Annotated in this window: 24 protein-coding genes; 15 read left to right on the forward strand and 9 right to left on the reverse strand. The window is 67.4% G+C overall.

Annotated features, from left to right (window positions below):
* Positions 1-60: 60 nt before the first annotated feature.
* Genes map through secY form a run of 3 tightly spaced genes read right to left on the reverse strand, consistent with a single transcriptional unit; the run spans position 61 to position 2,747 of the window.
* Entirely contained in the window at positions 61-858 is a 798-nt protein-coding gene (gene map, locus A5724_RS00690) for a type I methionyl aminopeptidase (RefSeq protein ID WP_067794538.1), read from the reverse strand.
* A gap of 6 nt (positions 859-864) precedes the next feature.
* Positions 865-1,413 (reverse strand): adenylate kinase, encoded by a 549-nt coding sequence (locus A5724_RS00695; protein WP_067794541.1) that lies wholly within the window; start codon positions 1,411-1,413, stop codon positions 865-867.
* Positions 1,410-2,747, reverse strand: a complete 1,338-nt coding sequence (secY, locus tag A5724_RS00700; protein WP_067794543.1) for a preprotein translocase subunit SecY — start codon at positions 2,745-2,747, stop codon at positions 1,410-1,412. The genes A5724_RS00695 and secY overlap by 4 nt, the downstream gene beginning before the upstream one ends.
* 279 nt (positions 2,748-3,026) lie before the next feature.
* On the opposite strand from secY, the gene A5724_RS00705 reads away from it, so the two are divergent.
* From A5724_RS00705 to A5724_RS00720, 4 genes are read left to right on the forward strand one after another with little or no spacing between them, the layout of a single operon-like run.
* Positions 3,027-4,013 (forward strand): class I SAM-dependent methyltransferase, encoded by a 987-nt coding sequence (locus tag A5724_RS00705; RefSeq protein ID WP_067794546.1) that lies wholly within the window; start codon positions 3,027-3,029, stop codon positions 4,011-4,013.
* The gene (locus A5724_RS00710; RefSeq protein WP_067794549.1) at positions 4,010-4,912 is read left to right on the forward strand and encodes a class I SAM-dependent methyltransferase; all 903 of its coding nucleotides are present in this window, start codon (positions 4,010-4,012) and stop codon (positions 4,910-4,912) included. The genes A5724_RS00705 and A5724_RS00710 overlap by 4 nt, the downstream gene beginning before the upstream one ends.
* Positions 4,913-4,922: 10 nt before the next feature.
* Complete coding sequence (locus A5724_RS00715; RefSeq protein ID WP_067794554.1) at positions 4,923-5,822, forward strand: class I SAM-dependent methyltransferase; 900 nt, start codon at positions 4,923-4,925, stop codon at positions 5,820-5,822.
* 9 nt (positions 5,823-5,831) lie between these two features.
* A complete protein-coding gene (locus A5724_RS00720; RefSeq protein ID WP_067794557.1) occupies positions 5,832-6,731 on the forward strand; it encodes a class I SAM-dependent methyltransferase in 900 nt (299 codons plus the stop codon).
* A 1-nt stretch (position 6,732) separates the two neighbouring features.
* On the opposite strand, the gene A5724_RS00725 is transcribed toward A5724_RS00720, so the two are convergent.
* On the reverse strand, positions 6,733-8,052 hold the full coding sequence (locus A5724_RS00725) for an FGGY-family carbohydrate kinase (RefSeq protein ID WP_067794661.1): 1,320 nt from the start codon (positions 8,050-8,052) through the stop codon (positions 6,733-6,735).
* 30 nt (positions 8,053-8,082) lie between these two features.
* On the opposite strand from A5724_RS00725, the gene A5724_RS00730 reads away from it, so the two are divergent.
* Together A5724_RS00730 and A5724_RS00735 are read left to right on the forward strand one after the other, a co-directional pair.
* On the forward strand, positions 8,083-9,057 hold the full coding sequence (locus A5724_RS00730) for an NAD(P)-dependent oxidoreductase (RefSeq protein ID WP_197518504.1): 975 nt from the start codon (positions 8,083-8,085) through the stop codon (positions 9,055-9,057).
* Positions 9,054-9,710, forward strand: coding sequence for an L-fuculose-phosphate aldolase (locus tag A5724_RS00735; RefSeq protein ID WP_067794562.1), 657 nt, complete (start codon positions 9,054-9,056; stop codon positions 9,708-9,710). The genes A5724_RS00730 and A5724_RS00735 overlap by 4 nt, the downstream gene beginning before the upstream one ends.
* On the opposite strand, the gene A5724_RS00740 is transcribed toward A5724_RS00735, so the two are convergent.
* On the reverse strand, positions 9,707-10,372 hold the full coding sequence (locus A5724_RS00740; RefSeq protein WP_067794664.1) for a class I SAM-dependent methyltransferase: 666 nt from the start codon (positions 10,370-10,372) through the stop codon (positions 9,707-9,709). The genes A5724_RS00735 and A5724_RS00740 overlap by 4 nt on opposite strands.
* A gap of 73 nt (positions 10,373-10,445) precedes the next feature.
* Between A5724_RS00740 and A5724_RS00745 the strand changes: the two genes are divergently transcribed.
* Positions 10,446-11,291: an AraC family transcriptional regulator gene (locus A5724_RS00745; protein WP_067794565.1), complete on the forward strand. Its 846-nt coding sequence runs from the start codon at positions 10,446-10,448 to the stop codon at positions 11,289-11,291.
* 1 nt (position 11,292) lies between these two features.
* On the opposite strand, the gene acs is transcribed toward A5724_RS00745, so the two are convergent.
* Positions 11,293-13,257 (reverse strand): acetate--CoA ligase, encoded by a 1,965-nt coding sequence (acs, locus tag A5724_RS00750; RefSeq protein WP_067794568.1) that lies wholly within the window; start codon positions 13,255-13,257, stop codon positions 11,293-11,295.
* 123 nt (positions 13,258-13,380) lie between these two features.
* Between acs and A5724_RS00755 the strand changes: the two genes are divergently transcribed.
* The 6 genes from A5724_RS00755 (at position 13,381) to A5724_RS00780 (ending at position 19,585) form a co-directional block, all read left to right on the forward strand.
* Positions 13,381-14,586: a sensor histidine kinase gene (locus A5724_RS00755; RefSeq protein ID WP_067794571.1), complete on the forward strand. Its 1,206-nt coding sequence runs from the start codon at positions 13,381-13,383 to the stop codon at positions 14,584-14,586.
* Positions 14,583-15,368 carry a LytTR family DNA-binding domain-containing protein gene (locus A5724_RS00760; protein ID WP_067794574.1) on the forward strand — a complete coding sequence of 262 codons (786 nt, stop codon included), beginning with the start codon at positions 14,583-14,585 and terminating at the stop codon, positions 15,366-15,368. Before A5724_RS00755 ends, A5724_RS00760 begins: the two co-directional genes overlap by 4 nt.
* The gene (locus tag A5724_RS00765; protein WP_067794577.1) at positions 15,361-15,729 is read left to right on the forward strand and encodes a hypothetical protein; all 369 of its coding nucleotides are present in this window, start codon (positions 15,361-15,363) and stop codon (positions 15,727-15,729) included. The genes A5724_RS00760 and A5724_RS00765 overlap by 8 nt, the downstream gene beginning before the upstream one ends.
* Positions 15,726-17,459 carry a cation acetate symporter gene (locus A5724_RS00770; protein ID WP_067794579.1) on the forward strand — a complete coding sequence of 578 codons (1,734 nt, stop codon included), beginning with the start codon at positions 15,726-15,728 and terminating at the stop codon, positions 17,457-17,459. The genes A5724_RS00765 and A5724_RS00770 overlap by 4 nt, the downstream gene beginning before the upstream one ends.
* Before the next feature lie 147 nt (positions 17,460-17,606).
* Complete coding sequence (locus A5724_RS00775; protein WP_067794582.1) at positions 17,607-17,960, forward strand: DUF485 domain-containing protein; 354 nt, start codon at positions 17,607-17,609, stop codon at positions 17,958-17,960.
* Positions 17,957-19,585: a cation acetate symporter gene (locus A5724_RS00780; RefSeq protein WP_067794585.1), complete on the forward strand. Its 1,629-nt coding sequence runs from the start codon at positions 17,957-17,959 to the stop codon at positions 19,583-19,585. Before A5724_RS00775 ends, A5724_RS00780 begins: the two co-directional genes overlap by 4 nt.
* Here A5724_RS00780 and A5724_RS00785 read toward each other — a convergent pair.
* From A5724_RS00785 to sppA, 3 genes are read right to left on the reverse strand one after another with little or no spacing between them, the layout of a single operon-like run.
* The gene (locus tag A5724_RS00785) at positions 19,582-20,793 is read right to left on the reverse strand and encodes a zinc-binding dehydrogenase (RefSeq protein ID WP_067794588.1); all 1,212 of its coding nucleotides are present in this window, start codon (positions 20,791-20,793) and stop codon (positions 19,582-19,584) included. The two genes, A5724_RS00780 and A5724_RS00785, sit on opposite strands and share 4 nt — an antisense overlap.
* On the reverse strand, positions 20,790-21,554 hold the full coding sequence (locus A5724_RS00790) for an SDR family oxidoreductase (protein WP_067794591.1): 765 nt from the start codon (positions 21,552-21,554) through the stop codon (positions 20,790-20,792). Before A5724_RS00790 ends, A5724_RS00785 begins: the two co-directional genes overlap by 4 nt.
* 27 nt (positions 21,555-21,581) lie before the next feature.
* Positions 21,582-23,378 (reverse strand): signal peptide peptidase SppA, encoded by a 1,797-nt coding sequence (gene sppA, locus A5724_RS00795; protein WP_067794594.1) that lies wholly within the window; start codon positions 23,376-23,378, stop codon positions 21,582-21,584.
* A 63-nt stretch (positions 23,379-23,441) separates the two neighbouring features.
* On the opposite strand from sppA, the gene A5724_RS00800 reads away from it, so the two are divergent.
* A complete protein-coding gene (locus A5724_RS00800) occupies positions 23,442-24,374 on the forward strand; it encodes an LLM class flavin-dependent oxidoreductase (protein ID WP_067794597.1) in 933 nt (310 codons plus the stop codon).
* 66 nt (positions 24,375-24,440) lie between these two features.
* A complete protein-coding gene (locus A5724_RS00805; protein WP_232004649.1) occupies positions 24,441-24,782 on the forward strand; it encodes a PE-PGRS family protein in 342 nt (113 codons plus the stop codon).
* The last annotated feature ends 106 nt before the right edge of the window (positions 24,783-24,888 follow it).

Consider the following 24,888-nt stretch of genomic DNA (forward strand, 5'->3'; position numbering starts at 1 on the left):
GTTGGGGGCGATCGGGTTCATTGCTGCGCCGGGCTAACCAACCGCCCTGGCGCAGGAAACTCACATTGTGAGGATTCGCGGGCCGTCGTCGGTGACGGCGACGGTGTGCTCCCAGTGGGCGGCGCGCGAGCCGTCGGCGGTGACGACGGTCCATTCGTCCTCCAGCACAACGGTCTTCGTGGTGCCCAGCGTCAACATCGGCTCGATGGCCAGCACCGAACCCACCGCGAGGTAGGGCCCGCGGCCAGGCGCGCCCTCGTTGGGCAGGAACGGATCCATGTGCATCTGGCGGCCGATGCTGTGCCCGCCGTAACCGGCAACGATGCCGAACTTGCGGTCGTAGCGGCCCTCCGCGGCGCGGCTGCCTGCCTCGATCGCGTGCGAGACGTCGGTCAGCCGGTTACCGGGCACCATCGCGGCGATCCCGGCTTCCATGGATTCCCGAGTCGCCTTGGACAACATCTCGTCGGCGGGGATCAGCGCCCCGATGCCGAATGTCACGGCGGAGTCGCCGTGCCAGCCGTCGAGGATCGCGCCGCAGTCGATCGAGACGAGGTCGCCTGCGGCGAGAATCTCGCCGGCCGACGGAATGCCATGCACCACACGGTCATTCACCGATGCGCAGATGCTGGCAGGGAAGCCGTGGTAGCCGAGGAACGACGGAATGCCTCCGCCGTCGCGGATCACGGATTCGGCGATCTCGTCGAGCGCGAGCGTCGACACCCCCGGGGCGGCCGCCTGCCGGACGGCAAGCAGGGCGGAGGCGACCAGCGAACCGGCCGCCGCCATCGCGTCCAGTTCACCGGCGGTGCGCTGCGCGACGACCTTTCGGTTGCGCAGTCCCGGAAGGCCGATCATCGAGTGCTACTTGCCCAGCGCACGCAGCGCACGGGCGAACACCTCATCCAACGCGCCAACGGCGTCGACGGTCTGCAGGTTGTTGTGGCTGTAGTACTCCAACAGCGGCTCGGTCTCGTCCCGGTACACCTGCATCCGGTTGTGGATGACCTCTTCGGTGTCGTCGGCACGGCCGCGCGCCTTCAGCCGCGCGAGTAGTTCCTCCTCGGAGACGGCGAACTCCAGTACCGCGTCGAGCTTGGTGTTGTGGTTCTTCAGCATCTCGTCGAGCGCCTTGGCCTGCTCCACCGACCGCGGATAGCCGTCGAGGATGAACCCGTCGACGGCGTCGGGCTGCTCGATGCGGTCTTCGACCAGCTTGTTGGTCAACTCGGCCGGCACCAGATCGCCCGCGTCTAGGTAGCGCTTGGCCTCGACGCCGAGCGGGGTGCCCTCACTGATGTTCTTGCGGAAGAGGTCGCCTGTGGAGATCTGTGGGATGCCGAGCTTCTCGGACAGCTTCGCGGCCTGCGTGCCTTTGCCCGCACCGGGCGGTCCGAGTAGAACGAGTCTCACTTCAGGAACCCTTCGTAGTTGCGTTGCATCAGCTGGCTCTCGATCTGCTTGACCGTATCCAACCCGACCCCGATCATGATCAGAACCGCAGTTCCGCCGAACGGGATGTTCTGGACGCCACCGCTGTTACCCATCTCCAGGAACAGGTTCGGCAGCACTGCGATCACGCCCAGGTAGATCGACCCGGGCAGGGTGATGCGGCTCAGAACGTAACGCAGGTAGTCGGCGGTGGGCTTACCCGGCCGGATACCCGGGATGAAGCCACCGAACTTCTTCATCTCGTCGGCGCGTTCGTCGGGGTTGAACGTGATCGAGACGTAGAAGTACGTGAAGAAGATGATCAAGCCGAAGTAGATGGCGATGTACACCGGGTCAGCGGGGTTGGTCAGGTAGTTGGCGACGAACCGCGGCCACCACCCGTTGCTCGCGTCCGGCTTTCCGCTGGTGACCAGCTGAGTGATCAGGTGCGGAATGTAGATCAGCGACGACGCGAAGATCACCGGGATGACGCCGGCCTGGTTGACCTTGAGCGGTAGATACGTCGACGTGCCGCCGTACATCCGCCTACCGACCATGCGCTTGGCGTACTGCACGGGGATGCGCCGCTGGCCCTGCTCGACGAAGACGACGCCGATGATGATCGCCAGCGCGGCCGCGCAGACCGCGGTGAAGACCAGGCCGCCGCGGCTGTCGAGGATGGTCTTGCCCTCGACCGGGATGCGGGCAGCAATGCCGGCGAAGATCAGCAGCGACATGCCGTTGCCGATGCCGCGCTCGGTGACCAGCTCGCCCATCCACATCACCAGCGCAGCGCCTGCGGTCATCACCAGCACGATGACGACGAGGGTGAAGATGTTCAGGCCCTCGCTCTGGCCCTGGATGATGTCCAGCGTGCAGCCCTGCAGCAGGCCGCCGTTGGCGGCCAGCGCGACGATGCTGGTGGCCTGCAGGATCGCCAGCGCGATCGACAGATAACGCGTGTACTGCGTCATCTTCGCTTGGCCGGACTGGCCTTCCTTGCGGAGCTGCTCGAAGCGCGGGATCACCACCGTCAGCAGCTGCACGATGATGCTCGCCGTGATGTAGGGCATTACGCCGACCGCGAACACGGTCAGGTGCAGAAGCGCACCGCCGGAGAACAGGTTGATCAACGAATAGATCTGCGCGGAGTCACCGCCGCTGACCTGCGCAACGCATTTCTGCACGTTCGGGAAGTTGACGCCTGGCGATGGGATCGAGGCGCCGACCCGATACAGAATCACGATGGCCAGCGTGAACAGGATCTTTCGCCTCAGGTCTACTGTCCTGAGCGAAGAGATGAAAGCCGAGAGCACTCTTCCTCCTGCGCAGCCGACCTGTAGATCCCGGCGTGCGAATGGGGCTGGTCTGACCAGCGTCTTGGTTTAAGTCCTGCGCGGACGCTCGACAGGCGCGCAGCCTGCGAAGTCACGCGTCAAACAGTCTACGAGACTAACAGTTGACGTTCCCCCGCCCCGCATCCGTTTGCGGGCAAGCTCCAACAAGTCTGCATCCAGAATCGAAGCGTACAGTCGGCGCCGGGTCGTTACATGACCTAAGTAACACCGTGTACCAGTCGAATAGGGGTCGAGGAAATGGCACGTACGGACAACGACACGTGGGACCTGGCATCGAGTGTCGGGGCTACCGCCACCATGGTGGCAGCAGCCCGCGCGATGGCCACCGCCGCCGAGAAACCGCTGATCAACGATCCGTATGCCGATCCGCTGGTGCGCGCCGTCGGCGTGGACTTCTTCACCCGACTGGTCACCGGCGAGCTGAAACCCGAGGATCTCGACACCGACGGTCAGACGGTCGGCATGCAGCGGATGACTGACAACATGGCCGTGCGGACGAAGTTCTTCGACGAGTTCTTCCTGACCGCCACCGGAGGTGGCAATTCAGCGGCCGCCACCGGAGGTGGCAATTCAGCGGCCGCCACCGGAGGTGGCATCCGACAGGCCGTGATCCTGGCGTCGGGCCTGGACGCCCGGGCGTACCGGCTGGCGTGGCCCGCTGGCACCACCGTCTACGAGATCGACCAACCCGAGGTCATCGAGTTCAAGACCAGGACGCTGGCCGACCTGGGCGCCGAGCCGACCGCCGACCGCCGCACGGTCGCGATGGATCTGCGCTACGACTGGCCGTCCGCGCTGATCGAAGAGGGCTTCGACCCGAACCAGCCGACGGCATGGAGCGCCGAGGGGCTGCTGGGCTACCTGCCGCCCGACGCACAGGACCGCCTGCTGGACACCATCACCGAACTCAGTGCTCCCGGCAGCCGGATCGCGGTCGAAAGCGTCCCGACGATCAACCCGGACGACCACGACAAGGCGATCCAGCGCATGCAGGCCGCCTCCGAGCAGTGGCGCCAGCACGGCTTCGACCTCGACTTCGCCGAACTGGTCTACCTCGGCGACCGCAACGAGGCCGCCGCCTATCTCAGCGATCACGGCTGGCAACTGAACCGCAGCACCGTCGGCGAACTGTTCGCCGCCAACGGTCTGCCGCCGATCGTCACCGACGGCGAGGACGCCGTCGACTTCGGCGAACTGCAGTACGTCAGCGGTGTGCTGAAATGACGCGCTCGGAGGCCGACAGCTGGGACCTGGCGTCCAGCGTCGGAGCGACGGCCACCATGGTCGCCGCGGCGCGGGCGCTGGCCAGCCTGGAACCGGAGCCGTTGATCGTCGACCCATTCGCCGCCGATCTGGTGCGGGCCGTCGGCGTCGACTTCTTCACCCGACTCGTCGACGGCGAGATCCCGCTGACCGCGCTCAACGGGGACGGTCCGCGGTTGATGGCCGGCGTCATCGCGGTGCGGACGAAGTTCTTCGACGACTTCTTCGTCAACGCGGGCGGGGCGGGCATCACGCAGGCGGTGATCTTGGCGTCCGGGCTGGATGCCCGCGCCTATCGGCTGCCGTGGGCCGCGGGCACCACCGTCTACGAGATCGACCAGCCGCAGGTGATCGAGTTCAAGACGGCGACCATGACGTCCATCGGCGCGACCCCGACGGCCGAGCGGCGCGCCGTCGCCATCGACCTGCGTGACGACTGGCCGGAGGCATTGCGTGCCAGCGGATTCGACGCGACCAAACCGACGGCGTGGAGCGCCGAGGGGCTGCTCATCTACCTGCCGCCCGACGCGCAGGACCGGCTGTTCGACAACATCACCGCGCTCAGCGCGCCGGGCAGCCAACTGGCCACCGAGTACCACCCGGACGCCGGTGCCGCCGTCGCCGAGCGGACGAAGAAGCTGGGCGGTCAGTGGCGCGAGCACGGGTTCGACGTCGACCTGTCGCAACTGTTCTATGCCGGCGAGCGGGCGCACGTCGGCGACTATCTGACCGCCCACGGATGGCAGGTTTCCACCAGGACGCGACCAGAGGTGTTCGCCCACTACGGCCGCGAGTTCCCGGTCAGCGACGAGGTGGCGCCGCTGAGCGCATCGCTCGCGGTCGTCGCGAAACGCACATAGGAGACAACACATGGCCCGAATCGACGGAGACACCTGGGATTTGGCGTCAAGCGTTGGCGCGACCGCCACGAGCGTGGCGGCGGCGCGTGCACTGGCGTCCAAACAGCCCGATCCGCTGATCATTGATCCGTTCGCCGATGCGCTGGTCAAGGCCGTCGGCCTCGAGCACTTCGACAAGCTGGCCGACGGCGAACTCGACTACGGCGACGATCCGGTGCTCGGCCGCCAGCACATCTGTGAGCAGATCGCCGTTCGCACAAGGTTTTTCGACGACTTCTTCATCAGCGCCGAATCGGCAGGGATACGGCAGGCGGTGATCCTGGCGTCCGGATTGGACACCCGCGCCTACCGGTTACCGTGGCCGCGGGACGCGGTGGTGTTCGAGATCGACCAGCCACAGGTGCTCGAATTCAAGAGCAGGACACTGGCCAGGCTTGGCGCCGAACCGGCCGCCGATCGGCGCGCGGTAGCCGTCGATCTGCGGGACGACTGGCCTACCGCATTGCGGGAACACGGGTTCGATCCGGGCATCCCGACCGCGTGGATCGCCGAGGGGCTCCTCATCTATCTCCCGCCCGACGCGCAGGACCGGCTGTTCGACAACATCACCGCACTCAGCGCGCCCGGCAGCCAGCTGGCCACCGAGCACATGGTGTTCGGTGGTTCGGCGAAAGAGTGGACCGACAAACTCAACGAACGGTCACGCCGGATGGGATCAAATCTGGACTTCGCAGAGTTGTTCTACACGGGTGACCGCTCCCAGGCCGGCGAATACCTGGCGGCCAATCACTGGAAGGTCACCGTCCGATCCTCACGGAAGGCATATGCGCTCAACGGATTCGAGTATCCCGCGGACGAGCTGACTGCGCTCGCCGGTGACTCGGGCTATCTCTCGGCGATCCTCGACTAGGAGGTCTACATGGCACGGACAGATGGCGATTCCTGGGACCTGGCCTCCAGCGTCGGGGCCACCGCCACGATGGTGGCCGCGCAACGGGCACTGGCCAGCCGGGACGGCCTGATCGACGATCCGTTCGCCGAACCGCTGGTGCGCGCCGTGGGATTGGACTTCTTCGTCAGGGCGCTCGACGGCGACATCAATCTCGAGGATGTCGATCCGGAGTTCAACATGCGCCGGGCCGCAGAGAGCATGACCGTGCGCACCCGCTGGTTCGACAAGTTGTTCACCGATGCCGCCGCCAAGGGGGTGCGCCAGGCGGTGATCCTCGCCGCCGGTCTGGATGCCAGGGCCTACCGGCTGGACTGGCCGGACGGCACGACGGTCTACGAGCTGGACCAGCCGGAGGTCATCGCGTTCAAGACCCAGACGCTGGCCGGGCTGGACGCCAAGGCGAGGGCGGATCACCGGACCATCGCGATCGACCTGCGCAACGATTGGCCGAAGGCGTTGCTGGACAACGGCTTCGACTCCACGAAACCCACCGCCTGGATCGCCGAGGGTCTGCTGATCTATCTGCCGCCGGACGCGCAGGATCTGCTGTTCGATCGGATCAACGAGCTCAGCGCTCCCGGCAGTCGTGTTGCCACCGAACACATCCCGGACATGACGATGTTCGCCGACGAGCGCTCACAGCAGATCACGGAGCGGCTCAAGAAGTACGGCAGCGACATCGAGATGAAGGACCTGATCTACCACGGCGAACGCAATCACGTCACCGACTACCTCGCGGCACACGGCTGGGAGGTCACCGTGCAGTCGATGCGCGAGGCGTACGCGACCAACGGGTTCGAGTTCCCCGAGGAAGACACGATCGGGTTCTTCTCGGGGCTCAACTACGTCTCCGCGGTGAAGCGCTGAATCATCCGCGCTCGGACAATTCGAGAAAGCGGGCGTAGCGGTCTGCCATTGCGTTGGTCCACAACGGGTCTGGCTCGACCACGCATTCCGTCGACGCCCACCTGCCCGCGTCGGCGGTCGACGTCTCCAGGCCTGCGGCGACTCTGGCGACGAACGCAGCACCCAGCGCCGCGCCTTCCGGGACGGCGGACACCGCGACCGGCAGGCCGGTCCCGTCGGCCATCGCCTGCATCCACGGAAGGACGCGGGTGCCGCCACCGGTCGCCACGATCCGATCGGGTGACGCGCCGCTGCGGTCGATCAGTTGGCGCACCACGAAACCGGACGCTTCGAAACCTGCGCGGCGCACCGCGGCGCCGCCGTGGGTGAGATCCAAGCCGTCGAGGTCAGCCCGTCGATCCGGATCGTGAAGCGGCACCCGCTCACCGCGCACATACGGCGCCCACACCGGCACACTTCCTGGCTGCACCGTCGAATCATCCTCCGCGACAAGGTTGTTGACCCAATTGAGGAACAACCCACCGGCGTTGCTCGGGCCGCCGATCTGAAACCTGCCCTGCGTGCTGTGCGGCAGCGTCCACAAACCGGGCACCTCGCGGTACTCACCGACGGTGATCCACACGATCAGCGTCGTGCCGCACAGCACGACGACATCGCCGTCCCTGTCGGCGCCTGCGACGAGTTGTTCGCACAGCGCGTCGACCGAACCGGCGGACAGCACGGCGTCGCCGAGTTGGCCGACCGCCTCACCTGTCTGCGCGACGGCGGGCATGCGGTCGGCCGTCGCGCCGCACTCCGAGCACAGGTCATCGCTCCACCCGGTGCCGTCGTACAACGGATAGAGGGTGCTCGCGGTGGCCGCGTCCACCACGGCCGCACCCGCAAGCGCGTGGTTTGCCACCGCGGACGCGGGCCAGTAGCCCTTGGCGTCGGGCGCCTGCTGCGCGGTCCAGCGCAGGAATTCGACCGATTCGCCGGACAGGAACGTGGTGCTGACGGCTGCCGCTCCCCTGCCCCTGCTGTCGCCATACAGCAGCCCCGAGGTCAGCGGCCTGCCGAGTTCGTCGACGGCGGTCAACGACGGCACCATCGCCGTGACCGCCACCGCCTTCGCGTCGGATCTGTTGAGTTGCGCCAGCGCGGCCAACGGTCCCCGGCGCCAGGCCACCTCGGCGTCGTGCTCGAGGCGGTCCGGCGCCGGCACCAGCAGCCGGTGAGGAATTCGTGTCCTGGCGACCACGGTGCCGTCGGCGTCGGCGGCCACGGCTTTCACGGCGGTTGTGCCGATGTCGATGCCGATTGTGACGTCTTTGCCTGACACGGCCGTCACCGTACGCCAGCATGTTCTGTCGTGACAGAACTTCGAGCGCTTGTCACGGCCCCGTTGCGCGGTGCCGGCCTCGCGAAACTCCGGGAATTGGCCGATGTGGTCTACGACCCGTGGATCGACCAGTCGCCGCTGCGGATCTACAGCGCCGACCAGTTGGCCGAACGCACCGCGGCGGCGGGCGCGAATCTGCTTGTCGTCGAGAGCGATTCGGTGGCAGGCCCGGTGTTCGACCTGCCGGTGCTGGCCGTCGCGTCCACGCGCGGCGACCCCAACAACGTCGACATCGCGGGCGCCACGAAGGCGGGCGTCCCGGTGCTCTACACCCCCGGCCGCAACGCCGACGCCGTCGCCGAGATGACGCTCGCCCTGCTGTTGGCCGCCACCCGCCACGTGATCACCGCCGACGCGGACGTCCGGGCGGGTCAAGCCTTTCGCGACGGCACGATCCCGTATCAACGCTTCCGGGCGTGGGAGCTGGCCGGGCAGACCGCGGGCCTGATCGGGCTTGGCGCCGTCGGCAGGGCGGTGAAGTGGCGGCTGGAAGGACTCGGCGTCTACGTCATCGCCTGCGACCCGTATTGCGCCGAAGCCACCCACAGCCTCGACGAACTTCTCGCTGCAGCGGACATCGTCTCGCTGCACGCGCCTGTCACCGAGGAGACCGTGGGCATGGTCGGCGCCGCCCAGTTCGCGGCGATGCGTGACGGCGTGGTCTTCGTCAACAGCGCACGGGCGCAACTGCACGACACCGACGCCCTTGTCGAAGCGCTGCGCAGCGGCAAGGTGGCCGCGGCAGGCCTCGACCACTTCGTCGGCGAGTGGCTGCCGGTCGACCATCCGCTGACCGGCATGCCGAACGTCGTCCTGACACCGCATATCGGCGGCGCGACGTGGAACACTGAGGCCCGGCAGGCGCAGATGGTCGCCGACGACCTCGACGCGCTGCTGTCCGGACAAGCGCCCGCGCACATCGCCAACCCGGAGGTGCTCAGATGAGATTCGTCGAGAACGCGGCGGACGCGGTGCTGGCCGCGGCCAAGGACATGCTGCGGCGCGGTCTCGTCGAGGGCACGGCAGGCAACATCTCGGCTCGCCGCGACGACGGCAACCTCGTCATCACCCCGTCGTCGGTGGCCTACGCCGACATGGCGCTGGACGACCTCGTGGTCGTCGACCCCGCCGGCGCGGTGGTGCAGGCCAAGATCGGCAGGGCACCGTCGTCGGAGATGGCACTGCATTTGGCGTGCTATCAGGCCTTCGACGACATCGGCAGCGTGATACACAGCCATCCGGTGTGGGCCACCATGTTCGCCGTCGCGCACCAGCCGATACCCGCCGCCGTCGACGAGTTCGCGGTGTACTGCGGCGGCGAGATCCGCTGCGCGGACTACGCAGCATCGGGCACACCGGACGTCGGCACCAACGCGGTCAAGGCGCTGGAGGGCCGCGCGGCCGCGTTGATCGCCAACCACGGGCTCGTCGCGGTCGGCCCGCGGCCCGACAGGGTGCTGCACGTCACCGCACTCGTCGAACGGACCGCGCAAATCGTCTGGGGCGCAAGAGCTCTCGGTGGACCGGCGCCGATCCCCGACGAGGTCAACAAGAACTTCGGCGCGGTGTACGGCTACCTGCGCCAGAACCCCCTCTAGGCCGGGCGGATGCCGCGGTAGAACGTCAGCCTGCCGACGAAGCGGTGCGGTCGCGAAGCCACCACGCCTGCGTCGAACCCGGCCGACCGCAGCAGTCGCGGGATCGCGTCGCCGAGGCTGCCGGTGATATGCGGACTGCGCAGCATCCGCCGCGCCGCGACGCCGTCGGCGGCGGTCATGGCACCACCGACATCGAGAATGTGCACCGAACCGCCTGGGCGCAACACGCGGAAGACTTCGGCTGCCGCAGCGGCTTTCACCTCGTCGTCCAGGTGGTGCAGCATCATCGACGACAGCACGCGGTCGAACTCGCCGTCGCCGAACGGCAGCTCTTGCGCGTACGCCCGCTTGAAGCGGATACCGGCGAGGCCCTGCGCTTTTCGCTGCGACCTGGCAAGCGCGAGCGGGTCAGGGTCGGTGCCGACGACGTCTGCGCCGGGCGCTACACGCTTGATGCGGGTGGTCACGTTGCCGGTACCGCAGCCGATCTCCAATACCCGTGAGCCGTCGACGAGATCGGCTTGCGCGACCAGCGCATCGTAGCTGCGACCCATGCCCAGCGCCCTGGTCAGCAGGTCGTAGAACGGAAGCAGCGCGTCCTTGCCGAACGCAGGGATGTAGTCATGCTGATGGATGGCGGCATGTGGACGATGTTCGGTCATGCACTTCATCATCACTCGCCATGACACAGCGTTGTTGGGTGATCATCGGCAATAGATGGACTATGTTTGGCACATGGAGTCACCTTCGCGGCTGGCGAGTCTGCGCGACGGCCTACCGGTCTACCAGTACCGGGCCGACTCCGAGACGCCCCCGGTGTCGGTGGTCAGAACGGACGGCATGCTCGTCCACGAAGTGCACATTCACGATTTTCCGGTGCTGTGGTACGCCGCAGCGGCCGGCGTGGTGTACGTCGTCGCCCCCGGCGTGGCCGTCAACCCGAACCGGGTGCCTCATCGAGACAGCGGGCTCGGCGTGTTCTTCGATCCCACGGCGCTGGACGGCGACGCGCGATCACCGTGGCCGTCATGGCGGGCTCATCCTCTGCTCTTCCCGTTCGTTCACGGAAAATCCAGCGGACTGCTGCAACTGACGGTGCCCCAAGTGCGCCGACCGGTGTGGTCCGCGACCATCGCGGCGATCGAAACCGAACTGGCGGAACGCAAAGACGGCTACCGGCAGGCGGCGTTGGCGCATCTGACGCTGCTGCTGATCGACGTCGCACGGCTCGCGGACGACGTGGTCGGCGATCTTCGGCGCAGCGGCGAACCGCTTCTGGCCGAGGTGTTTTCGGTGATCGACCGGCACCACGGCGAGCCGCTGTCGCTGCGCGATGTGGCCGACGAACTCGGCGTCACGGCGGGGCATCTGACCACCGTCGTGCGCCGCCGCACCGGCCGCACGGTGCAGGAGTGGATCATCGAGCGCCGGATGGCAGAGGCGCGCAGCCTGCTGTCCAACACGGAACTGTCCGTCGCGGAAGTGGGCAGACGCGTCGGAATCTCCGACCCTGGCTACTTCAGCAGGCAGTTTCGCCGCACGCACGGCACCTCGCCCAGGAACTGGCGGGGCAGCGCCTGACTCACTTGGCCTTGCGGATCGCCTCGAAGACCCCGGCGTCCAGCAGGGTCGACGTATCGCCGAGCTCACGGCCCTCTGCGACGTCGCGCAGCAGCCGACGCATGATCTTGCCGCTGCGAGTCTTCGGCAGCTCCGGCACCACGTGGATCTCCCGCGGCTTCGCGATCGGCGAAATCTCGCGAGCCACTTCGGCATTCAGTTCGGCGATCATCTGCTCACGCGTCATGTCAGCGTGGTGTGCCTTGAGGATCACGAACGCACAGATCGCTTGGCCGGTGTACGGATCGGACGCGCCCACCACCGCCGCCTCCGCGACACCGGCGTGTCCGACGAGCGCGGACTCGACCTCGGCCGTCGAGATGCGGTGCCCGGAAATGTTCATCACGTCGTCGATGCGGCCGAGCACCCGGATCTCGCCGTCCTCCCCGTAGCGCGCGCCGTCGCCCGCGAAGTACCAGCCCTGCTCGGCGAACCGCGACCAGTAGGTCTGTTTGAACCGCTCCGGATCACCCCAGATGCCCCGCAGCATCGCCGGCCACGGCTCGTCGAGCACGAGGTAACCGGTTGTGTGCTCGCCGAAGTCGTGTGTGGGTGAGAGCTCACGTCCGTCGTCGTCGACGATCTTCGCCGATATGCCCGGCAGCGCCTGCATCGCCGACCCGGGCTTGCACGACGTCACGCCGGGCAGCGGTGAGATCATCGCCGCGCCGGTCTCGGTCTGCCACCAGGTGTCGACGATCGGCGTCTCGTCGCCGCCGAACACCAGGCGATACCACCGCCACGCCTCCGGGTTGATCGGCTCACCCACCGAACCGAGCAGGCGCAGGCTGGACAGATCGTGGTCGTAGGCGATGTCGCGGCCCCACTTCATGAACGTGCGCACCAGCGTCGGCGCGGTGTAATAGATTGTCACACCGTACTTTTCGATGATCTGAAAGTGGCGATGCTCATCGGGCGACGCCGGCGTCCCCTCGTACACCACCTGGGTGGCGCCGTTCACCAGCGGGCCGTACACGATGTACGAGTGCCCGGTGATCCACCCGATGTCTGCGGTACACCAGTACACGTCGGTCTCGGGCTTGATGTCGAAGACGTAGTGGTGGGTGTAAGCCGACTGGGTGAGGTATCCGCCCGACGTGTGCACGATGCCCTTCGGTTTGCCCGTCGTCCCAGAGGTGTACAGCAAAAACAGCGGTTGTTCGGAGTCGAAGGCCTCGGGGGTGTGGTGCGTCGACGCCGCGCCGACGATGTTGTGCCACCACAGGTCTCGGCCGTAGACCATGCCAATGGCGGAGCCGGTGCGCCGCACCACCACCACATGCTCGACCGGGCTGGTCTCGCCGAGGTCGCCGATGGCTTCGTCGACAGCGGGTTTGAGCGCCGCCGCCTGGCCACGCCGGTACTGACCGTCGGCGGTGACGACGACCTTCGCCTGAGCGTCCTCGATTCTGGCCCGCAGCGCCGCTGCGGAGAAGCCGGCGAACACGACCGAGTGGATTGCGCCCAGCCGTGCACAGGCCAGCATCGCGATGATCGCCTCGGGCACCATCGGCAGATAGATCGCCACGCGGTCGCCTGCTACAACCCCGAGTGCGGCCAGCGCATTCGCCGCCCGGCACACCTCGTCCTTGAGTTCGGCGTACGTGATGTCGCGGCTGTCGCCGACCGGTTCCCCCTCCCAGTGGATTGCCACCCGGTCGCCATGACCCGCCTCGACATGCCGGTCCACGCAGTTGTAGGCGACGTTGAGCCTGCCGCCGACGAACCACTTCGCGAACGGCGCGTCCGACCAGTCCAGCACCTCGGTGAACGGGGTCTCCCACGACAACCGCTCGGCTTGCGTCGCCCAGAAGCGCAACCTGTCCGCCGCCGCCTGCCGGTAGAGGTCAGGTGTCGCGTTGGCCTGCGCGGCGAACTCGCCGGAAGGCGGATATAGCGGCGGAGTCTCGGTGTATGTCTGACTCATGGAGGGTGAGCGTAATCACCAAATCGGCCTCAGTCGGTCGTGCGCCACACTGGTCTGCGAGCGGCGCGAACCCCGCGCCGACCGGTCTGTGATGTCGGCCCAACGGTCGTGCAGCGAGGTGAAATGTCCGACGCGGTCTTGACGGTGGTCGTCGCGGCGTTGGCGTCGGCCGCGCTGGCCGCCATGGCGTACCTCGTCAGGAGCCGACGGGTGGTGGCGACGCCGACCGAACGCGCGGTGCACGAGACACTTCATACCGCATCACTGGCGGCGCGTGCGCTGCGTAAGGGCCTGGATGACGAGTCGGCACGCGCTGCGGCGCCGCATCTGCGGAAGCTCACCGGTGCGGACGCCGTCGTCGTGTTCGACGCCGAAGGCCGCGTGCTGGTCCGCGATTCCGTCGACGCCGCGGTCTGGTCGGCGGACGTGCTCGCGGAAAGTCAACGCGTCGCGCATGATTCGCTGACCGGCCAGCGTCGGGTGATGTCGGGTGGGCAGCCGGCGGTCGTCGCCCAACCGCTGCTCTCCGACGGCTCGGGAGTCATCGGCGTCCTTGTTGTGGTGACGACGCAGACGCCGGGACCGGGGATGCTCGGCGCCGTCGGCGAGGTGGCCCGCTACGCGTCGAGCCAGATCGAACTGGCCGAGTTGGATGCGTCGCGGGCGCGGCTGGACCGGGCCGAGGTGCTGGCGTTGCGGGCACAGATCAGTCCGCACTTCGTCTACAACGCGTTGAACACGATCGCGTCGTTCGTGCGCACCGATCCGGACCGCGCACGCGAACTGATCCTCGATTTCGCCGACTTCACCCGGTACTCGTTCCGCGCCGCAGGTCAATTCACCACCCTGTCGGAAGAACTGCACAACATCGACCGATACCTGCGTCTGGAGCGGGCCCGATTCGGCGAATCTCTGGTGGTGAGACTGCAGGTCGCGCCCGAGGTGCTCAACGTCGTGGTGCCATTCCTGGCGCTGCAACCACTGGTCGAGAACGCGGTGCGGCACGGACTGGCAGGCCGGGGCGGTGGTCTGGTGGAGATCATGGCGAGCGACGAGGGATCCGACTGCGTGATCACCGTCGAGGACGACGGCGCCGGGATGGATCCCGACGTGCTGCGAACCGGGCACGCGGACGCGCTGGCGGCCTCCGATTCCGACGGTCCTTCGGCGCACGTCGGGTTGACCAATGTCGACCATCGGCTGCGCGCGGCGTTCGGCAACGACTACGGTCTGGTGGTCGAGACGGCGGTGGGCGCAGGCACGAAAGTCGTGATGCGCGTACCCAAGTTCCGGTCCGGGGTCCGGGCCAGCGGAGGTGACCTGGCGTGACGCAGGAGTTGACCGTACTCGCCGTCGACGATGAAGCGCCCGCCCTCGACGAACTGACCTACCTGCTGCAGCAGCACCCGGCGATCGGCCGCGTGCTCGGCGCGGCGGACGCGACGTCGGCGCTGCGCCAATTGCACGAGGGCGGTGTCGACGCGGTTTTCCTGGACATCAACATGCCCGGACTCTCAGGCCTCGAATTGGCTTCGGTGCTGGCGAATTTCGCCGATCCGCCGCCGGTCGTGTTCGTCACCGCACACGACGACAAGGCGGTGGCGGCGTTCGACGTCGGCGCCGTCGACTATCTCCTCAAGCCGATCCGCCGCGACCGTCTCGACGAGGCGGTGCGCAGACTGACGACCAACCGGGTGCCCGACGCAACGGCCGCCGGCGAAGCCGATCAGCGGATGGACGTGGTGCCCGCCGAGATCGGCGGGGTCACGAACCTGGTACCGCGGGACTCCATCGGATGGGTCGAGGCCGAGGGCGATTACGCCCGTCTGCATGCCGCGTCCGGCTCCTACCTGGTGCGCATCCCGCTGAGCACCCTCGAATCCCGTTGGGCAGAAGCGGGTTTCCAGCGAGTGCACCGCTCGTATCTGGTGTCGCTCGGCTTGGTGACGGGTGTGCGCGCCAAGGGCGGTTCGGTGACGGTGCGCCTGAGGGCCAACGGGAAGTCGCCCGCAGTCGAACTTCCGGTCAGCCGCCGACAGGTACGGGAACTGCGTGACCGGCTGATCCGCGACCCGCTGCGCGGCTACCGTCAGGCGCCCGGCGATGACTAGCCCGAAGCCGCCACGGCAGCGGGTGGTGCTCGCACACCGTCGAGGCGCCAGGATCGTGCGCACCCGCGTCGAGGTGCAGGAGCAGACCCAGGTCGGCGACGCCCTGGTGCGCGGGCTGATGCGGGCCCAACTCGGGCTCGCGCTGCGACTGGCCGCCGTCGTGGTCGGGCTGGCCGTCGCCATCCCGCTGAGCGGCAGTCTGTTTCCGGGTTTGGCCACCGCGTCGGTGTTGGGCATTCGGCTGAACTGGGTGGTGCTCGGGCTGATGTTTCCGGTGGTGTACGGCGTCGGCGGGCTTTACGTCAGGCTCGCTGAACAGGCCGAGCGCGAGTTCATCCGCGTCGTGGACGCCGAACCGTGACGGGATCGGCAGCGCTGACGGGGGCCGCGCTGCTGGCCGCGGCGGTCGCGACCGTGGTGGTGGGCGTGTACGGCGGACGGTTGTCGCGCACCACGTCGGACTTCCTTGTCGCCTCGCGTAGCGTCGACCCCCGCTGGAACGCCGCGGCGATTTCGGGCGAATATCTCTCGGCCGCATCGTTTCTCGGAGTCGCGGGCCTGGTCGCCAAGTACGGCGCCGACGCGTTGTGGTACCCGATCGGCTTCACGGCAGGCTATCTGGGTTTGTTGCTGTTCGTCGCTGCACCCTTACGTCGGTCCGGGGCGTATACGGTGCCCGATTTCACCGAATTCCGGCTCGGCTCATCACGATTGCGCACGATGACCATGCTCTTCGTCGTCGTGATCTGTGTGCTCTATCTCGTTCCTCAGTACCAGGGAGCCGGACTGACGCTGAGAATCCTGCTGGGCCTGCCGTTCTGGGTCGGACCGGTGGCGGTGGGGCTGATCGTGATCGCCAACGTGGTCGGCGGCGGGATGCGGTCCATCACGTTCGTCCAGGCGTTCCAATACTGGTTGAAGCTCACCGCGATCGCGGTGCCTGCCCTCGCGCTGCTGGCGCTCTTTTTCGCTCACCCGGCACCGCTGGGCGAACCGCTGCCACCGACGGTCAGCCAACACACCGCGATCACGATCGAAACCGCGGTGGTGCTCCAGGTCGACGCGCCCGCCGGGCTGTCCGTCACCGGGACCATGGACGGTCGGCCGGTGCACGACGCCGCAGTCCCGTCGAGCGGCGAGCACATGTTCGGCGCAGGCGCCACGCTGACGCTGTCCGCCGGGGCAGCCACGCCCGTAGTGGCGGGCGCACCGAGTACGGGCGCGGAGTGGATTGCCTCCGGCGGCGGACTGGGCGGTGCGCATCCGTTGTTTCAGGTGCTGAGCACCATCGTCGCCACATTCCTCGGCACCATGGGGCTGCCGCACGTAATGGTCCGCTTCTACACCAACCCGGACGGCAGGGCCGCGCGGCGGACCGCCCTAACGGTGATCGCGCTGCTCACCCTGTTCTACGTATTCCCAACGCTGATGGGTGTTTTCGCGCGCCTGCACGTGCCTGCGCTGCTCGTCACCGGTGACACCGATGCTGCGGTGTTGCTGATGCCGCAGGCCGCGTTCGCCGGTCCGGTGGGGCAGTTGCTCGCTGCTCTCGCTGCGGCCGGCGCCATCGCCGCGTTCCTGGCCACGTCATCTGGCCTGCTGGTGAGCATCGCAGGCGCGTTGGCCACCGACGTGCTGCGCGGGCGTGTTCGAGACTTCCGGATCGCGGCGCTCATCGGTGGGCTGATACCCATGCCACTGGCGTTGGCGGCGTCGCAATTGAGTTTGTCGCGCAACGTCGGCCTGGTGTTCGCGGTCGCGGCCTCCACGCTGTGCCCTCTTCTGCTGCTCGGCATCTGGTGGCGGGGCCTTACCGCGGTGGGAGCGATGTGCGGGCTGGCCGCCGGGGGGACGGTGTCCGGGGTCGCGGCGGCGTTGGCGCTCGCGGGCGGAGTCGACGACAACGTCCTCGCGGGATGGCCCGCGGTGCTCGTCGGCTATCCCGCCGCCGTCAGCGTCCCGCTGGCCTTCATCACGATGGTGCTGGTCAGCAAGATCACCAGGACGCCTGACGACACCTCGCGGATCTTCGCGCGCATGCACGTGCCCGAACGCCTCGGCATGGGTGTCGAGCGGGTTCCGCGGGGCTGACCGCTCGCCGTTCGTCGTCGCCGATCGACCGCTCACCGCAGCGCTTGACGGCTTGACCGTTTCGGGGTCGACACCAGCGCCCGCTGTGAGCAAGGTCTCCGTCAGCCGCCGGCAACAGCCGGGTCACAGCGAGTCAGGAGCCGACCGGTGTCACCTACCAACAGTCCGCCACGCAGCGCGTCGACGACGCATCAACCGAACTACGTTGAATGCCAGCAGAGCCAGGAGTTCGCGGAGCTACGAAAAGCGCTGCGCCGGTTCGCTTTCCCGATGACCGCCTTCTTCCTGGTTTGGTACGCCAGCTATGTGCTGCTGGGTGCGTTCGCACACGACTTCATGGCGGTCAAGGTGTTCGGCAACATCAACATGGGCTTGCTGATCGGGCTGGGTCAGTTCGTGACGACGTTCGTCATCACCGGTCTGTACGTGCGGTTCGCCAACAGGGAACTCGACCCGCGTGCCGAGGCGATCCGCGCGGACCTGCAGGGAGAGCCCGCATGACGTACCTCGCCGCCGATCAAACGGTCGGCAATCCGGTCGCCAACATCGCTATCTTCGCGCTGTTCGTCGGCATCACCCTCTTCGTCGTCATCCGTGCCGGCCGCAGGAAGGCCACGGCCGACGAGTTCTTCACGGGCGGGCGCGGCTTCAGCGGTCCGCAGAACGGCATCGCGATCGCTGGCGACTACCTCTCCGCGGCAAGCTTTCTCGGAATCGCCGGTGCGATCGCCGTATACGGCTACGACGGCTTCCTGTACTCGATCGGGTTCCTGGTGGCATGGCTGGTGGCGCTGCTGCTGGTCGCCGAGCTGCTGCGGAACACGGGACGTTTCACCATGGCCGACGTGCTGAGCTTCCGGCTCAAGCAGAAGCCGGTGCGGATGGCCGCCGCCACCTCGACCCTGACGGTGTCCCTGTTCTATCTGCTTGCCCAGATGGCGGGCGCAGGCGGACTGGTCGCGCTGCTGCTCGACATCAACGGAAGGACCGGCCAGAGCGTCGTCATCGCCGTCGTCGGTGTGCTGATGATCGTCTATGTGCTGATCGGCGGCATGCGAGGCACCACCTGGGTGCAGATCATCAAGGCGGTGCTGCTGATCACCGGTGCGGCGATCATGACCGTGATGGTGTTGGCGAAGTTCGGGCTGGATTTCTCGGCCATCCTCGGATCCGCACAGCAGGCGATCTCGGGGTCGGCCAGTGAAGCGGTCGCCAGTCGCGATGTGTTGGCACCTGGCGCCCAGTACGGCGGATCGGTCACGTCGAAGATCAACCTGATCTCGCTCGGCCTGGCCCTGGTGCTCGGGACCGCGGGTCTGCCGCACGTGTTGATGCGGTTCTACACGGTCCCGACGGCGAAGGAGGCGCGCCGGTCGGTGGTGTGGGCGATCGGGCTGATCGGTGCCTTCTATTTGTTCACGCTCGCACTGGGTTACGGCGCAGCGGCGATCGTCGGCCCCGACCGCATCCTCGCCGCGGCGGGCGGGCAGAACTCCGCGGCGCCGCTACTCGCCTACGAACTCGGCGGCGTCATCCTGCTCGGTGTCATCTCGGCGGTCGCGTTCGCCACCATCCTCGCGGTTGTCGCGGGCCTGACCATCACGGCGTCGACGTCGTTCGCACACGACGTGTACGCCAGCGTGATGAAGAGCCACACCGTCAGTGGTGAAGAGCAGGTGCGGGTTTCCCGTATCACCGCTGTGGTGCTGGGTGTTCTCGCGATCGGGTTGGGCATCCTGGCCAACGGCCAGAACATCGCGTTCCTCGTGGCGCTTGCGTTCGCGGTGGCCGCGGCAGCCAATCTGCCGACGATCGTGTACTCGCTGTACTGGCCGCGGTTCAACACCCGCGGCGCACTGTGGAGCATGTACGGCGGCCTGATCTCGACCATCGTGCTGATCGTCTTCTCCCCCGCCGTCTCCGGGGCCAAGACCGCGATGATCCCTGGCGCCGACTTCGCGTGGTTCCCGCTGGCCAACCCGGGCATCGTGTCGATTCCACTGGCGTTCCTGCTCGGCATCGTCGGCACGCTGACCTCGCCGGACCGCGGCGACCCCGACGTCAACGCCGAGTTCGAGGTGCGGGCGCTGACCGGAGTGGGCGCGGAGGAGGCTGCCGCACACTAACGAAAGTCGAAGGCCACCTTCACCGCGCCGGACTTCGCCTGATCCGCGATCGCCAGAAACGCCTCCCGCCACTGCGACAGCCGGAATGTGTGAGTCAGCATGGGGCGCAGATCGATTCGGCCGTCTGCGACGAGGCCGAGGTAGTGCTCGATGGCATGCTTGCGCCGGCCTTCGACCTCCTCGACGCCGAATGCGTTTGAACCCACCCAGTTGATCTCCTTGAAGTACAGCGGGCTCCACTCCCATCGCCCCGGCGCGTGTACGCCTGCCTTCACCAGCGTTCCGCGCGCCTTGAGCACGCGGACACCGACCTCGAAGGTCTCAGGCTTGCCGACGGTGTCGTAGACGACGTCCACTGCACCCGGATACGCCATCGGCAGTCCCTGCAACGGCTGCCGCAGCCGACCGCCGCCCCACGCCGCGAGTTCCTCGACGACGGCGAGTCGCGGTTCGTGCGCAAGCACCAGATCGGCGCCGAATCGACGCGCCAACTGCGCCTGCGCGTCGAACCTCGCCACCACGGCCACCGCAACCTGCGGGTACAGCGCCCGCAGCGCGGCAACCGCGCACAGGCCGAGCGAGCCCGCGCCGTACACCACCGCACGGCCCGACACCGGCGGTGGATGCCGGGTGATCGCGTGCAGCGACACCGAGAACGGATCGGCGAACACCGCGACCTCGTCGGGCACCGCGTCCGGCACCGCGAACAGCATGCTGTGATGCGCGGGCATCAACTCGGCGTAGCCGCCGGTCACATCGGCGGACACCCCGGTATGGATGCCCGGCTTGATATCACCGTCGGTGAAGCTCCAGCACAGGCTGTAGTCGCCGACTTCGCAAGCCGGACAGGCCGGTTCGATGCCGCGCGGGGCGCAGGACAGCCACGGATTGAGCACTACGCGCTGGCCGACGTCCAGTCCGCGCGCGCACGGCCCCAACGCCACCACGTCGGCCACCACTTCGTGGCCCATCACTTGCGGAAAGGAGCAGAAGGCGGCCAGCGCGTTGTCGGCGTCGCCCTCGCCGAAGTCGAGCAGGATCTGCTTGGAGTCCGAGCCGCAGATGCCGGTCAGCCGCGGCTTGGTGATCACCCAATCGTCGTGCAACGGCACGGGATCCGGCACATCACGAAGCGCGACGGGCGATCGGGAGAGCCGGTCGGGCACCTCGACCGGTTCGGGCGGCACCCCGAACATCAACGCCCTCATGTCATGCCTGCCGCTCCGGCGATGTAGGTGTCGATGTCGGCGTTCTTCAGATCGACGACGGCTTTCATGTCGGGCACGTAATGCTCGAAGCCGTCGCCGCCCAGCGCTGAGATGATGCCCGCGGCCACGTCTTGCGGGCTGAACTTCGGGCCGTCGTAGACGGGTTCGTCGTTGTCGGGCTGGTCCCAGATCTCGGTGTCGACGGGTCCCGGTTCGATCAGCTTGACCTCGACGCCGGTGCCGTGCAGGTCGACGGCCATCGCCTCGCTCCAGCCGCACAACGCGAATTTGCTTGCACAGTAAGCGGCTTCATGGATGATGCCGAGCCTGCCGCCGACGCTGGACACGTTCACGATCAGCCCATCGCCACGTTCGAGCATGCGCGGCAACACCGCCAGCGTCAGGCGCATGGGCGCAAAGAAGTTCACCCTCATGACGGCCTCGACGTCGTCGGGTGTCAACGCGGTCACGGCCCTGCGCTTCGGCACTGCCGCGTTGTTCACCAGTACGTCGATCCCGCCCATGGCGTCCCACGCCTGTTGTCCTATTGCGCCGGCGTCTGCGGCAAGGTCGGCCACCCACATCTGCGACTGTCGCGATGCCTCGCGACAGTGGTCGAGCACCGCTGCGAGACGGTCGCGTCTGCGGGCGATCAGCCCCACGACCGCCCCGTCGGCGGCCAGTGCCAGGGCCAGCGCGGCACCGATCCCCGACGAAGCACCGGTGATCAGCACCCGCTTGCCCTGCGAGGCGAAAGCCATACCTACAGGCTGACGTATGCGGCCGGGTTAGAAGCGGTATTCGCCCAGCCACAGCGCGCTGACGCCGGTCAACGACCGCTCGACCTGGCTGACCGCACCGGCCACCGAGCGGCCCACCAACGCTGCAAGCGCGTCCGGCAGCGACGCCGCGGCAGGTTGAGACGATGCCTTCGGCCGCAACATGTCCATCAGCGACGACCCCGGATAGCTCACGAGGCGCACGTCGGTATCCGGTTCCAGGCCGGCGAGCACCTTGGCGCGCGTGACCGCGGTGCGCAGTCCGCCGAGTTCGTCGACCAGCCCGCGCTCCAACGCATCGGCGCCCGTCCACACGCGGCCGCGGGCGATCGCATCGACGGCCTCGACCGTCATCTTGCGCCCCTTGGCCACCCGCTCGACGAAGTCGGTGTAGAACAGGTCGGCCTCGGCCTCGACATGCGCATGCTGCTCGTCGGTGAACGGATGGTTGATCGACCACGCGTCGGCGTTGGCGTTCGTGCGCACCGAGTCGGAGCCGACGCCGAGGCGATCCTTGAGTTCGCGGGCCACCAGCTTGCCCGTCACAACACCGATCGAGCCGGTGATGGTGCCTGCGTTGGCGACGATCGTGTCGGCAGACATCGACACGTAGTAGCCACCCGATGCAGCGACCGCGCCCATCGACGCCACTATTGGCTTACCGTTGTCGCGGATCCGATTCACTTCGCGCCAAACGGTTTCCGATCCGGTCACCGAACCGCCGGGGCTGTCCACACGCAGCACGATCGCCGAGACGTCGTCGTCGGCGGCCGCCTCGCGCAACGCCGCGGCGATGGTGTCGCCGCCCGCGCTTGAACTGCCGAACGGCAACACCTGCGGGCCGCCGCGCCCGCTGACGATCGGGCCGTGCAGCGTCACGACGGCGATCCTCGGCTTCGCCTTGCGTCCGGGGATCGGCGGGGTGGGCGGCATGGGCCGCGACGCAGTGGCCCTCGCATACCGCGACAGATACAGCCGGGGCGGCGCGTCGTCAGAATCGGCGTCACCCTTTTCTGGTGAAATCCCGGGCGCACCAACGAATTCGCTGATGCGGGCGTACGCCTCGTCGCGGAAGCCGATGCGGTCGACCAGGCGTCCAGTGACGGCGTCGTCGCGCAGCAGCGGCGCCTTGTCGGCGAGGGCGTCGACCTCGGAGGTCTCGAGATGCCGTGCGTCTGCAACCGCCCGCAACACCTGGCCGTGCAGACTCTCGATCAGCCTGCTGTCGGCTTCGCGGTGCGCGTCGGTGTAGCGATCCTGTGTGAAAAGGTTTGCCGCCGATTTGTATTCGCCGCGCGCGATGAACTGCGCCTCGATACCCGCCTTGTCGAGCGCGTCACGCAGGAACATTGCATTGGTGGCGAAGCCGACGAGGCCCACCGTGCCCGACGGCTGCATCCACACCTCACGGAAGGCCGACGCCAGGTAGTACGACAGCGTGCCAGGATAAGTCTCGGCCCACGCCAGGGACGGTTTCACGTCGCTGAACGCGAGGATGGCAGCCCGCAGCTCCTGCACCGGGCCTGGCGCGGCCGCGGGTATCTGCACCCGGGCGATCAGGCCCGCCACCCGCGGATCCTCGGCGGCGCGGTGAATGGCGGCGACAGCTTCGCGCAACACCAACGGCTTGCCGCCGCTGGCGATCATCGCGAACGGATCGAAGCCGCCGGTCTCCTGCGGCATCGCCTGCAAATCCAGTTCGAGCACGCACCCGTCCGGCACGCCATGGTGCCGTGCGGTGTCCACCCGCTTGGCCAGGTTGCGCAGGTCGTCGATGCCGGGAACACCAGACAGGAAAGCAAACATCTTCCGAGCGTACCGACGCCCCGCCAGATCACACCAAGGCCCGGACACGCCTACCGTGGACGTGTGAAATTCTCGATTTCCATTCCTCAGCGGGCAGCGGACGGCTTCGACGCCGACGGCACCCGCGACTTCCTGAAGCGGGCCGAAGAACTGGGGTTCGAAGGCGGCTGGACGCTGGAGCAAATCGTGGGGCCCGCACCGTCTCTCGCGCCTCTGCAGCTGCTGTCATGGGCCGCCGCGCATACCACCCGGTTGCGGTTGGGCGTCGCCGTGCTCATCACGTCGCTGCATGACCCGCTGCAACTCGCGACGGCCATCACTGCCGCCGACCAACTCAGCCACGGTCGGCTGGATGTCGGCGTCGGCCACGGCGGCAACTTCAGGCCTTTCTCGGCGTTCGGCGTCGAGAAGGACACGTTCGTGAGCTATTTCACCGAAGGCCTCGCGTTGATGAAAGCCGCCTGGTCCGACGAACCGACCGTGACCTTTCACGGCCGCTTCCGCGATGTCGACAGTCTGCTGATCGAGCCGAAGCCCGTGCAACGGCCGCACCCGCCCCTCTGGTTCGGCGGCGGCGCCCCCAAAGCCCTGGCCCGCGGGGTGCGGCTTGGTGACGCGTTCATGGGCGCCGGCTCGTCGACTACCGAGAGTTTCGCCGAAGCAGTGCAGGTGGTGCGCCGCGAACTCGACGAACAAGGCAAGGACGCAACAAGATTCAGGATCGCCAAGCGCGTCTACCTGACCGTCGACGACGACGCGACCCGCGCCAGGGAGCGGGTGCTCGCCGGTCTGCACCGCATCTACGGCGACGCACTCGCCTCCCGACTGGGCGACGTCCCGGTGGCAGGCACCGTCGACGACGTGGTCCATGGGCTGCGCGAGGTCATCGATGCCGGAGCCGAGATGATCCTGTTGAACCCGGTCGGCCAGGACGTCGTTGAAGATCGTGAGCAGATGGAACGGCTTGCTGCAGAGGTGATTCCGCAGCTCAGCTAACACACAGCTTTTGCTGAAAATTAGCTGTTTTAAGTTTGTGATCTTGGTGGTAGAACCGGAGACATGATGGCGAAACTGAAATTCCTCGCCCCGCTGGTCATGGCGGGTGCGGCCGCGACGGCGATCGCCGCCGCACCGGTGGCCGCCGCCGAGTCCATCGCGGCGTTGACAAGCACATCGATCACGCAGTTCGCACCCGAAAGCCCTGGCGGCGACGGCTGCTACAACGGGGTCTGCGGTAGCGGCGACGCGGGCGGCGGCAGTGGATGCACCGCCGACGGCACGTGCGGGGGTGGTGGGCCGCTTGGCGGCGGTGGGTGCACTGCCGCAGGCGCGTGCGGCCACGGCGGACCGTCGGGTGGCGGCGGCTGCGTCCCCGGTGTCGGCTGCTTCAACTGGGGCCAGTAACGCAAGCAAAAGGGCCCCGCCACGCCGTGTGAAGTGGTCCCCGGAAGTTGGACCGAGAAATTTGGTTCCTTCTTCTGGGGAGTACTTTTTTGCATCCGTGTAGTTC

The organism is Mycobacterium sp. ACS1612, from assembly GCF_001667505.1.
GTDB lineage: Bacteria > Actinomycetota > Actinomycetes > Mycobacteriales > Mycobacteriaceae > Mycobacterium.